General features: G+C 49.0%; 10 protein-coding genes. 4 read left to right on the top strand and 6 right to left on the bottom strand.

Features of this window, described 5'->3' with window-relative positions:
- Position 1: 1 nt before the first annotated feature.
- The 5 genes from ACFODX_RS15320 to leuC all read right to left on the bottom strand — a co-directional run bounded on the left by ACFODX_RS15320 (position 2) and on the right by leuC (position 7,876).
- A complete protein-coding gene (locus ACFODX_RS15320; RefSeq protein WP_378120726.1) occupies positions 2-3,202 on the bottom strand; it encodes a FimV/HubP family polar landmark protein in 3,201 nt (1,066 codons plus the stop codon).
- Positions 3,203-3,553: 351 nt separating this feature from the next.
- Entirely contained in the window at positions 3,554-4,666 is a 1,113-nt protein-coding gene (gene asd / locus ACFODX_RS15315) for an aspartate-semialdehyde dehydrogenase (RefSeq protein ID WP_378120724.1), read from the bottom strand.
- A gap of 27 nt (positions 4,667-4,693) precedes the next feature.
- On the bottom strand, positions 4,694-5,770 hold the full coding sequence (leuB, locus tag ACFODX_RS15310; RefSeq protein ID WP_378120722.1) for a 3-isopropylmalate dehydrogenase: 1,077 nt from the start codon (positions 5,768-5,770) through the stop codon (positions 4,694-4,696).
- Between the two features lie 21 nt (positions 5,771-5,791).
- Entirely contained in the window at positions 5,792-6,439 is a 648-nt protein-coding gene (gene leuD, locus ACFODX_RS15305; RefSeq protein ID WP_378120720.1) for a 3-isopropylmalate dehydratase small subunit, read from the bottom strand.
- 15 nt (positions 6,440-6,454) lie between these two features.
- Complete coding sequence (gene leuC / locus ACFODX_RS15300) at positions 6,455-7,876, bottom strand: 3-isopropylmalate dehydratase large subunit (protein WP_378120718.1); 1,422 nt, start codon at positions 7,874-7,876, stop codon at positions 6,455-6,457.
- Positions 7,877-8,038: 162 nt separating this feature from the next.
- Here leuC and ACFODX_RS15295 point away from each other — a divergent pair, with 162 nt between their 5' ends.
- Both ACFODX_RS15295 and ACFODX_RS15290 read left to right on the top strand, forming a co-directional pair.
- Positions 8,039-8,917: a LysR family transcriptional regulator gene (locus tag ACFODX_RS15295; RefSeq protein ID WP_378120716.1), complete on the top strand. Its 879-nt coding sequence runs from the start codon at positions 8,039-8,041 to the stop codon at positions 8,915-8,917.
- Between the two features lie 109 nt (positions 8,918-9,026).
- Complete coding sequence (locus ACFODX_RS15290; RefSeq protein ID WP_378120714.1) at positions 9,027-9,779, top strand: TIGR04219 family outer membrane beta-barrel protein; 753 nt, start codon at positions 9,027-9,029, stop codon at positions 9,777-9,779.
- A gap of 92 nt (positions 9,780-9,871) precedes the next feature.
- On the opposite strand, the gene ACFODX_RS15285 is transcribed toward ACFODX_RS15290, so the two are convergent.
- Positions 9,872-12,037, bottom strand: a complete 2,166-nt coding sequence (locus ACFODX_RS15285; RefSeq protein ID WP_378120712.1) for a patatin-like phospholipase family protein — start codon at positions 12,035-12,037, stop codon at positions 9,872-9,874.
- Between the two features lie 349 nt (positions 12,038-12,386).
- Here ACFODX_RS15285 and ACFODX_RS15280 point away from each other — a divergent pair, with 349 nt between their 5' ends.
- Complete coding sequence (locus ACFODX_RS15280) at positions 12,387-13,463, top strand: 3-deoxy-7-phosphoheptulonate synthase (protein ID WP_378120710.1); 1,077 nt, start codon at positions 12,387-12,389, stop codon at positions 13,461-13,463.
- Between the two features lie 226 nt (positions 13,464-13,689).
- A complete protein-coding gene (locus ACFODX_RS15275) occupies positions 13,690-14,100 on the top strand; it encodes a hypothetical protein (RefSeq protein ID WP_378120708.1) in 411 nt (136 codons plus the stop codon).
- Positions 14,101-14,220 lie beyond the last annotated feature (120 nt).

The raw sequence follows: 14,220 nt of genomic DNA, 5'->3' as shown, positions 1-14,220 counted from the left end.
GTTAAACGATACGACCAAGCAGCTCATTGGCTTCGTTGCGCTGCTCTTCACTGCCCTCACTGACAACCTCAGTCAATATATCTTTTGCGCCATCGATATCACCCATATCGATGTAAGCTCTAGCCAAATCAAGCTTGGTTGCCGCTTCGTCAGCATCAGCAAGGAAATCGAGCTCCGAATCCATATCATCATCACTCAAGCCAGCCAGCTCTGATTCACCACTAGAATAAGATTCAAGATTTAGTTCATCTGATTCCGATGCAAAATCAGATAAAGCCTCAGCAAACAAATCTTCGTCTTGCTCTACCTCAAGAGGCTGCTCAAAACCAGGCAAATCCTGCTCTGCCTCAGCAGACAGAGGCGCATCGAAACCGCTGGCAACCTCTGGAAGATCAACTACTTGCCCAGGGATTTCATCATGCAACTCAAGATCGACTATATCTTTATCGCCATCAGGCACCACTGGATCAAGAACTTGTTGATCGAGCCCTGCAAACTCTTCATCCAGGTCTGCGAGGTCAAAATCCCCCGAATCAAGCTCAAGCGATGAACCGCTATCATCTTCCATGGACAAATTGAATTCGTCATCACCTACAATCGTCGCTGGACCAAAATCAACTTGACCAACCTTATCCAAGTCATCAGTCAGATTCAGCTTGGTTGAACCCAAGTCTTCAGCCAAAAGCTCTAAATCATCAGAGCCGTGCAATGGTGCAATATCATCATCGAGATCCAAGCCGAATTCAGCCTCATCTTTGGCAATCTCCCCAGCAACAAATTCGGCGATTGCAGGCTCCTCATCCAAAGCAGCCTCGTCATCAAAATCAACATCCAAACTTTCCATCTCATGATCAAGCGCAGCCAGATCAACATCCTCAACATTCATGTCAAGATTAAAGTCATCAGCAATAACTTCCAGACTTTCACCTGTTGCATTGAGATCAGGCTCAGCATCACTCAAAGCAAGGTCATCATCGAAATCGAATGTGAACTCTTCTTCAGCACTCTTGCCTTCGGTGGAAGCATCACCAATTTCATGATTTGAATCCAACTCACCAAAGGCTATTGACAGTTCAGAGACCTTGTCACCTTCCTCAGCAGAAGCACTTTCATCAAGCTCGGAGAGATCAAAATCAAACTCCGATGCGCTATCACCATCAAGTGCTGGTGCATCTCCTGAAGCGAGAGACGCTATAGTCGACTCGTCATCATCCAAATCCAGATCAAAATCAAAGTTGAACTCTGTCTCGGCATCACCTGCTAGAGACGAGGTGGCATTGTCGCTATCAGCAACTGTTTGTGTAGCTGACGATGCAGAATCATCTGAATCAAAACCATCTAATGAAAAGTCAGCGCCAAAATCATCTGAAACTTCACTGGCAACATCTGCATCCGCAGAATAATCACTCGCACCAGAAATAGTCTCGCGTAACTCAGACGCTTTGGATATGAGCGCGGCTCCTGCCATGGGTAACAGTAGCGCATAGTGTTTATCAAATGATGGAGCATTTTGCTGTTGAGCATAAACCTCCAATAACTTCATTCTGATATCAGTAGAGTTAGGGTCTTTTTCTAAAGCGTTGATCAGCATTTCCTCTGCCTGATCTAACTTACCGTAAGCTATATAGATATCAGCCTCACCAACAACATCGCCAGTTTCAGCAACAGCAGTCCTTTCACTATCATCTTCGAACAGAGAGGAATCTATTTCCTCAGAGATATCATTATTTTCATGAAAGCTTGGTTCGTCCTGCTCACCAAGAGATTCATCCACTGTGAATTGATTTTCATCTTCGTTGTGTTGTTGTTCTTGCTGCTCCTTGCGGCGGCGATAAGCATATGCTGCGCCACCAACTCCCAGCACTCCCAGTCCGGCAAGAGCCAGCAATAACGGGTTGCTGGTTACCGACTCAACCAGACTTGGCTCAGGCTTTGGCTGCTGAACAACAGGTTTAGGTTTGGGGGCTGCAGGCAAGGGAGGCTGGACAGCAGCTGCCGCACTTGATAGAGCAGACTCTTGCAGTGCAGCAGACGATACTTGGGCAATCTCTGCAGGAGCAGAATCTGGCTTAGCTGGCTCTTGGCCTGCTGCAACTTGCAGCGCACGAAGCTTTTCATTGCTAACCGCAACAAGCCGCTCCATAGTTTCGATTTGTGCCTCAAGATCTTTAACACGAGAGCCTAACTCAGTGTTTTCGGATTTAGTTTTATCCAACTCCTCCAAGGTTGCAGCAAGCTCACTTTCAAGCGCTCTGCCCGCACCGTCATTTGCACCACTCCCTTGACCAGCATTACTCCCAGCGGAGGGGGCAGCCAATTTAACCCGACCACTGACCTCCGCGGATTCAGCCTGAGTGCTACTAGAACGACGGGATGCGTTGAGCTGGGCTCCATAATTTGAGTCGCCGGTAGCCTGTGCAAACTGATTAACCGCTTCCGTTTTTCCTACAGAGCGCATTTCGCTTGCATCAGGAACGCGTAGTACTTGACCACGTCGCAGCTTGTTAATATTTCCATTAATAAAGGCATCAGGATTTGCTCGATAGAGCGCCATCATACTTTGATGTACCGAGACGCCTGAATCCTGGCGCACCCTCATGGCGATTTCCCACAGAGTGTCATTTGCCCGAACTTCATACTCACTTGGACTGATAGGAGCGCCACTCTCTACCGCCGACTTACGAGAAGGCGATGCAGACTCTGCAACAGAACTGCGAGGGGCCACAGCAGGCGCCGACTGGCGTGTTGATGTTGTAATTGCTGCTGCCGGGGCAACAACGGAAGAGGAGCGCGCATCTTCATCGAAGGTGGGCAGATCCATTAAGAGTGTGTACTCACGCAACAGCCGCCCTGCTGTCCAACGCGCCTCAATAAGGAAGTTTAAGTAAGGTTCGCGCACGGGATTACGCGAGCGAATGATAACCTTAGGGCCATCCGCGGAATCGAGATCAACCTGAAATTGTAACTCTGTGTAGAAATAAAGGCGGTCAACACCATTTCGCTCAAAGTCAGCAGGAGAAGCCAAAGTAACTAGAATTTGCTCAGCGGTCAAGTCGCGAGTATCGAGCAACTTCACCTCAGCCTCCAAGGGCTGGTTCAACGATGACTTGAGTTTAACCTCACCTAAGCCCAAAGCACTGGCATAAGGCGACAGTACAAAGGACGAAAGACCACAGGCTAAAACCAACTGACGAAGACGCATAGCGCTATCCTTTTATTATTCCACGGCTGCATTGAACCAGAGTAGGCAGACATTTTAGTTGATAAACACAGCGTCATGCAGGTTGAGTATGCTGTGTGGGAGAGGCATAAAACCTCGAATGAATCTTCAGTATCGTTCGTAAGTATTCATTATAAATAGCTTTTTATCAATACTCGGGGTCTTGACAAACCCTGCGGACACGACACTTTTTAATAGTTTTTAGGCGCTTAATGATAAAAATGTGAAAAAAGACTGACATTTAAATCCTTATTTGGGTGTTTTTGGTTATCAAAAACAAAAAACCCGAGGATTTTATCCCCGGGTCTTTTCGATACATAACACTAATAATGACTATTTAGCTTCTTTAAGGATTCGCAGCATGCGACGCAGCGGTTCGGCCGCCCCCCACAACAACTGATCACCAACGGTAAAGGCAGATAAATACTGCGGCCCCATGTTCATCTTGCGCAGACGCCCCACTGGGATATTTAAAGTACCAGTCACCTTGGTGGGTGTCAGATCACGCATGCTTGACTCGCGCTCGTTAGCAACCACGCTCGCCCATGGATTTGCGTTTGCAATCAAAGCTTCGATATCCGCGATAGGCACATCTTTATTCAGCTTGATAGTCAGTGCCTGACTATGGCAGCGCATGGCACCAATACGCACACATAAACCATCCACAGGAATTGGGTTACCATCACGCCCCAGGATTTTGTTGGTTTCCACCTGCCCTTTCCACTCCTCTTTTGATTGGCCAGTTTCCCACTGCTTATCTATATAGGGCAGCAAGCTACCTGCCAGAGGATGGCCAAAGTTAGCCTTTGGCAATTCTTCACTGCGCATTGTCTCAGCGATAATGCGATCAATTTCCAAAATAGCAGACTTTGGATCAGCCAGTTTATCGGCCACAGAGGCATGCAAAGCACCCATTTGCGAGATAAGCTCGCGCATGTTTTGGGCGCCCGCACCTGAAGCTGCCTGATAGGTCATTGATGAAACCCACTCGACCAAGCCAGCCTTAAACAAACCACCCAGCCCCATCAGCATGAGACTGACAGTACAGTTTCCGCCGATGTAATTTTTTACGCCACTGGCGATTCCATTTTTGATGACATCACTATTCACTGGATCGAGAACTATGATGGCATCTTTATCCATGCGCAGACTGGATGCAGCATCTACCCAGTAACCAGCCCACCCAGATGAACGCAGTTTCGGGAAAATTTCGTTGGTGTAATCGCCACCTTGGCAAGTGACGATTACATCCAATTGTTTTAAGTCATCTACTGAATAAGCATCTTTTAGCGCAGGTAGACCGGATGCAACAGCCGGTGCAGCGCCACCCACATTAGAAGTGGTGAAAAATACCGGCTCTATATCAGCAAAATCTTTCTCTGCTTGCATACGCTCCATCAATACAGAGCCCACCATACCACGCCAGCCTACAAAACCTACTTTCATGTATTTCTCTCTTTCGTCAACTATTGGTTACGCCAGCGCTGCAACTACGGCATCGCCCATTTGCGAGGTAGATACTTTAGTCGTACCTTCAGTATAAATATCTGCGGTGCGGAAACCTTGATCCAGCACCTTGCCGACTGCAGACTCAATTACATCTGCCACCCGTGGATAACCCAGCGAGTAACGCAGCATCATCGACACCGATAATATAGTTGCCAGCGGGTTGGCTATACCCTGCCCGGCTATGTCCGGCGCCGAACCATGGCAGGGTTCGTACATACCGCGGCCATCTTTATCCAGGGACGCCGAAGGCAACATGCCGATGGAGCCAGTTAACATGGCTGCCGCATCGGACAAAATATCACCAAACATGTTACCCGTCACTAATACGTCGAACTGTTTGGGCGCACGCACTAGCTGCATAGCGGCATTGTCAACATACATGTGAGACAGCTCAACATCAGGGTATTCTTTGTGCAAGGTATCCATCACTTCGCGCCACAGCATGGTTGCCTCCAACACATTCGCCTTATCTACTGAACAGACTTTGCGATTGCGTTTGCGCGCCATTTCAAATGCGGTACGACCAATGCGAATAATCTCACTCTCGGAGTATTTGTAGGTGTTGTAACCTTCGCGCTCACCGTTTTCCAACACACGAATACCGCGCGGCTCACCAAAATAGATACCGCCCGCCAACTCGCGCACGATCAAAATATCCAAACCTGAAACGACTTCTGGCTTGAGCGAGGAAGCCTCCACCAATTGCGGATACAAGAGTGCCGGACGCAGGTTTGCATACAAACCCAACTGCGAACGAATCTTTAACAGCCCCTTTTCCGGGCGAATCGCACGATCCAACTTATCCCACTTGGGGCCACCCACAGCACCCAGCAGAATCGCATCGGCTTTGCGCGCTTTTTCAAGCGTGGAGTCCGCCAGCGGAACACCGTAAGCATCAATTGCACAGCCGCCCATGTGGTCGCTTTCAAAGGTCAACCCCAGATCGAATTTGGTATTTACCAGATCCAATACTTTGCGCGCTTCACGCACGATTTCCGGGCCGATGCCGTCACCTTCCAGAATTAAAATATGTTTGCCCACAAGCGATCTCCAGATAAAAAATTATTTAACGACATCAAACAACCAAGGCGCTTCCACGCGACGTTTGGCTTCATAGGCGCGAATGGCATCTGCATGCTCAAGAGTTAGACCTATATCGTCCAAACCGTTCAACAAGCAATGTTTACGAAATTCGTCGATCTCAAACGGGAAGCTATCACCCCCCGGGGTTTTGACCAGCTGCGCGGAAAGATCAATGGTTAACTCGTAGCCTTCAGTGGCGTACATTTCGTTAAACAACTGATCGACAATCGCATCGCTCAACACAATGGGCAGCAAGCCATTTTTAAAGCAATTATTGTAAAAGATATCCGCAAAACTGGGCGCGATGATGCTGCGAAAGCCGTAATCATCCAAAGCCCAAGGTGCATGCTCGCGACTGGAGCCACAACCAAAATTTTCACGCGCGAGCAGAATGCTGGCACTTTGGTAGCGCGGGAAATTCAGCGGAAACTCGCTATTTAACGGGCGACCTTCACAACTTTGATCCGGTTTACCTTCATCCAGATAACGCAACTCATCAAACAAGTTTTTACCAAAGCCGGTGCGCTTGATGGATTTTAAAAACTGCTTGGGAATGATCATATCGGTATCGACATTCGCGCGATCCATCGGAGCGGCAATGCCTTGCAATAGAGTAAAACTTTTCATGGCTTCTCCTATGGATTAATTAAAAGTGCGCACATCAACAAAATGACCGGCAATCGCCGCCGCCGCTGCCATCGCAGGGCTGACCAAGTGAGTGCGCCCGCCATAACCCTGACGCCCTTCAAAGTTGCGGTTCGAGGTAGATGCACAGTGTTCACCATTACCTAATTTGTCGGCATTCATTGCCAAACACATGGAGCAACCTGGCTCGCGCCATTCCAAACCGGCGGCGATAAAAATCTGATCCAAGCCTTCGGCTTCTGCCTGAGCTTTTACCGCGCCAGAACCTGGCACAACAATCGCCTCTTTGACCGATGCCGCTTTTTGCTTGCCCTTCACGACTTGTGCAGCGGCACGAATATCTTCAATGCGCGAGTTGGTGCAGGAACCGATAAAAACACGATCCACATGAATCGACGTGATTGGCTGATTAGGTTGCAACCCCATGTACTGCAGTGCGCGAATCATGTCATTGCGCTTGACCGGATCCGGCTCATTGGCTGGATCTGGCACCTTATCCTCTACTGAAACCACCATTTCGGGTGAGGTACCCCAACTAACCTGAGGCTTGATGCTGGCGCCATCAATTTCGATGACTGCATCAAAGTGTGCGCCTTCATCACTCACGTAACTTTTCCAATCGGCGACGGCTTTTTCCCACAAGTCGCCCGTGGGTGCGTAGGTACGGCCTTTAACGTAGTCGATAGTAGTTTGATCCACCGCGACCATACCGGCGCGCGCGCCAGCTTCGATGGCCATATTACAAACCGTCATGCGCCCTTCCATACTCATGTCGCGGAACACTTGCCCACCAAATTCCATGGCGTAACCCGTGCCACCGGCAGTGCCAATTTTGGCGATAATGGCGAGCACCACATCCTTGGGGGTAACCCCCAGACCGAGCTTGCCCTCAACCTTAATCAGCATGTTTTTCATTTTTTTGGCCACCAAACACTGGGTAGCCATGACATGCTCCACTTCACTGGTGCCTATACCGTGCGCCAAAGCACCCAAAGCACCATTGGTTGCGGTATGTGAGTCGCCACAAACCACTGTCATGCCGGGTAAACAAGCGCCAGTTTCCGGGCCAATAACATGCACTATGCCTTGGCGCTTATCGTTAATTTTGAATTCGACGATGCCGAATTCATCGCAGTTGTCATCAAGGGTTTGCACCTGAATCAACGACACAGGATCTTCAATGCCCTGCACGCCATTAGCGCGCTCTTTTTGGGTGGTGGGTACGTTGTGATCGGGCGTGGCGAGGATGGAATCCACGCGCCACGGCTTGCGACCGGCCAGACGCAGACCATCAAACGCCTGGGGTGAAGTCACCTCGTGAACAATATGGCGATCAATGTAGATCAAGGCTGAACCATCGTCGCGCTGCTGCACGAGGTGGACATCCCAGAGTTTGTCGTAAAGGGTTTTAGCGGTCATGGATAGCTCCGGACAATCGGCGTACATATAAAGAGGGTTCAGCAGTCGCTCAAGAGAACTTAACTGGCTGCATGAGGGGGGATATTAAAGTGCAGCAAACCATAAAACAAACTTATCTTTTTTATACATTGCATTCCATTTTGGAATGGATTAAAAAGCCATATGGATACCCAACACCTCCAAGCCTTTGTCGCCATTGCCGAGAGCGGTTCATTTTCTGCGGCCGCCGAGCGCATGCACCTAACCCAACCGGCGATTAGCAAGCGCATAGCACTGTTAGAAGAGCAGCTGGGCACGCATTTATTTGATCGAATTGGCAGACAGGTCGCATTAACCCAAGCCGGTCAGGTTTTATTAAGCAAAGCCCGACTAATATTGAATGAGGTAATTGCGGCACAGCGAGCGATTGCCGACTTGAATGGACAGGTTGATGGCAGCTTAAGCATTGCTACCAGCCACCACTTGGGTTTGCACTACTTGCCGCCGTTTTTGCGCGCGTTTTCGGTGCGCTATCCCAAAGTGAAGTTTGATTTACATTTTTTAGATTCAGAACAGGCCTACCATGAAATACTCCAAGGAAAATTCGACCTCGCCCTCATTACGCTTGCGCTCGAACAAGACCCGCGGCTCCAAAGCCATCACCTCTGGGACGACCAGCTCCTCTTCGTCGCCGCGCCCAGCCACCCTCTTGCAGCGCAACAAAATCTTCAGCTGGCCGATTTAAGCCAGCATTCGGCAGTAATGCCAGACACCAGCACCTATACCACCCAACTCATTAATCAGCTATTCGAGAGCCAAGGTGCCATGCTCACCATTGGCATGGTCTCGAACCACTTGGATACGATTAAAATGCTGCTCAGTATCGGGCTTGGCTGGGGGCTGCTGCCAAAACGCATCCTGAACAGTGAGCTGGTGGTACTGGATGTCAAACACGACCCCATTAAACGGCCACTGGGTTGCATTCACCACAAACAACGCTCACTCAACAATGCAGCGCGCGTGTTTTTAGAGCTGCTCCAAGAGCCACACATAAAAACCTGAAAGCATTTTTTGAGTTACAGCAATCCACCTGTCACGCACGTTGACTTACACTGGCCACCAATTTAGCCCTTTAACCCAGGGGCACCCCACAACAAAAGGAAAACCTGTTATGAAAGCGCTTTCTTGCTTAACCAAATATTCACTGGCAGCAGCCTCACTGGTCATGGCCAGCCAAGTCAGTGCCGATACTGTTTTTGGTATCTACGCTGGTGCCGGCAGCTGGCAAAGCGAATATTCAGGCGATGTTGGCCAAACCTCAGCATCACTCAATGACTTGGGTGTGGATGACAATAACAACAGTTTTTATTACATCGCTGTTGAGCACCCTATTCCGCTGATCCCCAATATTAAATTGCAACAAAACGATATCAGCAGCCGCCAAACTGGCACTTTGAGCAATGATTTCAACTTGAATAACCAGTCCTTTCCAGCCGGCACTGCAGTGACTACTGACTTCGACCTAAGCTATACCGATGCCGTGCTCTATTACGAAATTCTGGATAACTGGTTAAACCTGGATGTAGGCGTTACGGTGCGCAAATACTCTGGCGAGTTAATAGCCCAATCATTAAATGCCAGTGACAGTGTTGATGTGGATGTCACCCTGCCCCTGGGTTATGCCCGCTTTCAATTCGACTTGCCCCTGACTGGTTTCTCCGCCGGGGCAGAAGCCAACCTGATTCGCTATCAGGACAATTCAATCTCTGATTACAGCGCAAAAATCAGCTACATGTTTGATTCAGCCTTGGATTTGGGGGTTGAGGTGGGTTACAAAACGGCGTCAATTCAAATCGACGAAGATGATGTTAATACTGATATTCGTTTGAAAGGCCCTTACGCAGCTGCGATTTTCCACTTCTAAACCGCACCGGAAAATTATCGCTAATCAAAACAAAGCCCCGCACCTGCGGGGCTTTGTTTTTATATCACGCAATTTACGTCAACCGATGAGCACTAGAGTGCACCAAGCTGCAAGTACAGGTTGTAATCGCCACTAAAGGTAAAACCATAACCCAAGTAAAGCGGCCCTAGCGGCGTTTCACCGCCAAGGTAAATGACTGCCGAATCCAACCAACCCTGCTCCGCACCTAAAATGTAAACCTGCTCCAAGCGTGCCGCCTCAAACCCTAAGCCCAAGCGCATATCACCATTTAAGCCCAACGGCATGCGTCCAATAATTTGTTCAGCTCGCAGGTGCGCATAAAAAGCATCATCACCCAGCAACTGATTGCGTGCATAACCGGACATATTTAAAAAACCGCCCAGCATTACCGCGTCGTATACCGGCAACTCACTATTTAACGCCGTGATGTGTGCGGCGCGCGCACCAAGTACCACATCATTCAATTTATAAACACCGCCCAGATCCACACTCAGCTTTTTGTAACCCTGCTCCTGTGAGTCAAAAAAACTAACATCCGCCCGCCAGCCGTGCGATGGGAAGTAGAGGCGATTGCGACGATCCAGATTGAGTTCAAAAATCAGCCCGCCATATTCCTCGTCGATATTGGGTATTTCAAAAGCGCTGATATCGGCACTGCCGCGCATATGATAGTCGCGCCACCCAAAGGTGGATTTACCGAAAACTCCCAAATTTTTACCAACGCTAAGCTCATAGTAAGAGGTGTCCAAGGTGTATTCAGCAACCTCATTGCCATTGACATAAATACCAATAGCGTCACGTCTTCTGGCGTAGAGCGGCTCTACAAAAAAGCGCTGGCTAGGCACTAAGGGCTGATAGAAATTTAATTCCAGTGATGGGGTTCCACCCACATCCAGCGCTGCAAAAAACTCACCGCCGTAACGATTAATCCAAGTATTGCGGTAGGCACCGCGAAAATTAAAGTTGGCTCCCCGCCGGTATTCATTATCAATCGTAAATCCAAAGGTTAGGTAATCAGCCCCCCAGTCTTTCTCACGTACTAGGATCTCCAGCGTATTTTGTTCCGCTTCGCGAACCACACGGTAATCCACATTGCTATAAAAACCATCGCCATAGGTGCGCAATAAATCCTGCTCCAGAGCGGCACGATCCAGTAGCTGATTGGGTTGCTGGCGAATATGGCGCGCCACGTAGTCTGGATGCGCGCGCTTGGTGGGAGCAATCCGGATTTCATCAATTATGACCGGCTCACGAGCAGGACTATGGCGCGTCGCCTGCCAGCGTGCATAGGCTTCGGGACTGACTGCAAGTTTGCGCAGCTGCGCCAGTTGCTGATGCGTCGCACGGTTGCCGGTTTCAGCAGCCGCCTCGTAACGGGCAAAATCTGTTGCTTTGATGTCACCCAGCTCGGGAGCGATATAAATATCAGCACCCGTCAGGCTTGAGAGGGAGCGCTCTACATTCTGCTTGGTTAAGATACCAATCATCTGCGCCGATACACTCAGCAACGAACCTATTTCCTCAGGTGCCTTAAGCGGGGAACCTACATTCACTGCAATCACACGATCCGCCTGACACAGATCTCTGGCAACCTGAACGGGCAAGTTATCCACCAAGCCGCCATCCACCAATTTACGCCCCTGATACTCCACCGGCGCCATCAAACCCGGCACCGACATGCTGGCACGCATGGCTTGGGTGAGGCTGCCCTCGCGAAACACCACCCGCTCGCCATTCCCTATATCAGTAGCAACGATTGCAAGCGGGATAGGTAGCTCCTCGATGCTGCGCTCACCTAAGTCCTCATCCACCAATTGATTGAAAAAAAGTTTGATTTTCTCGCCAGCAACAACCCCCGGTTGAATTTGCAGCCCGCGCTCCGACAAACCAACTTGAGCACCAGTAAGGTAGCGGCGGCTAATACGTTTTTGGCGATAACTCAACTGGGAGTAGTCGGCCAGATCGAGAAACATATCCGTCCAGTCTGCCTCTGCCAATTTGGCACGCATCATTGCTGGTGACAGACCTGCAGCATAAGAACCAGCCACTAAACCGCCCATGCTAGTGCCCACCACACAATCGATGGGAATACGCTCCTGCTCCAGCACCTCTATCACGCCAATGTGCGCTGCGCCACGCGCACCACCGCCACCTAATACCAGCGCAATGCGCTCTGGCTGCGCCACGGCAGGCAGAGCCATTAGCCCGCACAGGAACACCAAACCCAACTTTTTCATTACCGCACTATTCCCTTTCTGTTAGTTGATCGCGGGTGTTGGTGTAGCCGGCACCCTCAAGCCTGATTGGCGAAACCGTTTACTTTTTAGCCTATTTTGATTGCTGGGAGTTACATTTTCGTCGCCTTACGCCTTTTTTTGAAGGATAGATATTTTTAAATTCAGGCAAAAGTGAGGATTAATAAGATGATGATCTTTTTATTTCCAAAAACCACAACAGAAGCATCCCAATAAAAACAATAATTAAGTTATTTTATCTTTATTTATAGACTCAATTAAAAAAACCATCCCATCTTTATGGTGATAATAGGTAGAATAGCCTCACATTGATTTTATAGGAACTACTGCAATGACCAATCTGCAAGTTGATGACCTTAACGTCGTCTCACAAGAGCTGCTGATCTCGCCAGCAGCCTTGAAAGCAAAAATCCCATTAACTTCGAAAGCCCAGGAAGTTGTTACCCAGGGGCGCGAAGTGGTGCGTAATATTCTCGATCGCAAAGACCATCGGATATTCGTAGTTATCGGCCCCTGCTCAATCCATGATGTTGCCGCCGCCAAGGATTACGCTCAACGCCTGAAAAAGCTGGCCGATGAAGTCAGCGATACCATCTACGTTGTTATGCGCGTTTACTTTGAAAAACCTCGCACCACGGTGGGCTGGAAAGGTTTGATTAACGACCCTTACCTGGATGACTCCTTCAAAATCGAAGAAGGTCTACACATTGGACGTCAGTTGTTACTGGATATCGCTGAACTTGGCCTGCCAGCAGCAACCGAAGCGCTTGACCCTATTTCACCGCAATACTTGCACGACCTCATCAGCTGGTCAGCGATTGGCGCCCGGACAACAGAATCACAAACCCATCGCGAGATGGCCAGTGGCTTGTCATCAGCTGTTGGCTTTAAAAACGGCACTGATGGTGGACTGACTGTTGCGATCAATGCACTTCAGTCAGTATCAAAGCCTCATCGTTTCCTTGGGATTAATACTGAAGGACAAGTTGCCATTATTCATACCCGCGGCAATGGTTACGGTCACGTAGTATTGCGTGGCGGTAATGGCAAGCCCAATTATGACTCGGTAAGTGTTGCAGTTTGCGAGCAGGAGCTAGCCAAGGCAAAAGTAGTTCCCAACATCATGGTGGACTGCAGCCACGCCAACTCCAACAAAAACCATGAATTGCAAACGCTGGTTATGGAAAACGTTGCCAATCAGATTCTGGAGGGCAACAACTCAATCATCGGTCTAATGGTGGAAAGTAATATTGGCGCCGGCAATCAAAGTATTCCCGCCAACCTGTGCGACCTGAAGTACGGTGTATCAGTGACTGATGCCTGTATCGATTGGGAGACAACCGAAGCTAGCCTGCGCAAAATGCGCGATACCATCAAGGAAGCACTGGTCAAAAGGGCGCAGCAATAACCTCCCCCCTCTATCAAAGCGGCCATTGACGGCCGCTTTGATTTATAGAACATTTCTACTTTTTACCTCCAATAAAGTTAGCCTCTTCACATATTGTTAAAGACATCGACACAACCCCCTACCTTTGTGTGGTCTTTTGACTATATCGCTGTTAGATTTTCCTCCCCCCAAAAGTGCACGGAACGCTGCAAAATCCCGGATATAACCGCTAAGCACGAGGGTTTCTATGAGTATCAATCCACTGTTAAAACCCGCTCTCACGAGTCAGGCAAATAACTCTCACGCCCAAGGATTTACACCTTTACTCAAAGCGATAGAGGCAGGCGAATTTGTATTAAGTGTTAGCAATATGCTGGGCTGCGATTACATTTTCATCAATCACAAGGGCGCTCATGCTCTTTTAAGCCCCCACCAATTACACAAGACCATTCGCGAACTTCTGGACATACTGGACACATCCCCCCGCCAAAGCTTGATAGTCAGTGCAGACCAGTCAGATTCAGGTGCGCTGATATTTACCCGATACGATTACGTTTGGGAAAACCGCAAGGTAGTTCGGGTCAATGCAAACGCAGTTAACAATCCAGAACAAATAGATTTCATGCAGATGATGCTCGACTGCAGCTCAACTTGCTGATGCAGATGCACTAGCAAGCTACCTATCAATAGCCTAAGCTTTAAATCATTATTAAACGGCGCGTCAAAGAACCGCTGTAAGTATCGGCAACCTATTCAGTCAATCAGTTGGATATCAGAT

It is taken from the genome of Cellvibrio fontiphilus (assembly GCF_042646205.1).
Taxonomy (GTDB): Bacteria; Pseudomonadota; Gammaproteobacteria; order Pseudomonadales; family Cellvibrionaceae; genus Cellvibrio; species Cellvibrio fontiphilus_A.
The sequence above is the reverse complement of the archived record's forward strand: the minus strand, read 5'-3'. Positions and strand labels throughout refer to the sequence as shown.

Coding starts and splice junctions, on each gene's coding strand:
- ACFODX_RS15320 (WP_378120726.1), bottom strand. CDS start 3,202: ATGCGTCTTCGTCAGTTGGTTTTAGCCTGTGGTCTTTCGTCCTTTGTA.
- asd (WP_378120724.1), bottom strand. CDS start 4,666: ATGAAAGTAGGTTTTGTAGGCTGGCGTGGTATGGTGGGCTCTGTATTG.
- leuD (WP_378120720.1), bottom strand. CDS start 6,439: ATGAAAAGTTTTACTCTATTGCAAGGCATTGCCGCTCCGATGGATCGC.
- leuC (WP_378120718.1), bottom strand. CDS start 7,876: ATGACCGCTAAAACCCTTTACGACAAACTCTGGGATGTCCACCTCGTG.
- ACFODX_RS15295 (WP_378120716.1), top strand. CDS start 8,039: ATGGATACCCAACACCTCCAAGCCTTTGTCGCCATTGCCGAGAGCGGT.
- ACFODX_RS15290 (WP_378120714.1), top strand. CDS start 9,027: ATGAAAGCGCTTTCTTGCTTAACCAAATATTCACTGGCAGCAGCCTCA.
- ACFODX_RS15285 (WP_378120712.1), bottom strand. CDS start 12,037: ATGAAAAAGTTGGGTTTGGTGTTCCTGTGCGGGCTAATGGCTCTGCCT.
- ACFODX_RS15280 (WP_378120710.1), top strand. CDS start 12,387: ATGACCAATCTGCAAGTTGATGACCTTAACGTCGTCTCACAAGAGCTG.
- ACFODX_RS15275 (WP_378120708.1), top strand. CDS start 13,690: ATGAGTATCAATCCACTGTTAAAACCCGCTCTCACGAGTCAGGCAAAT.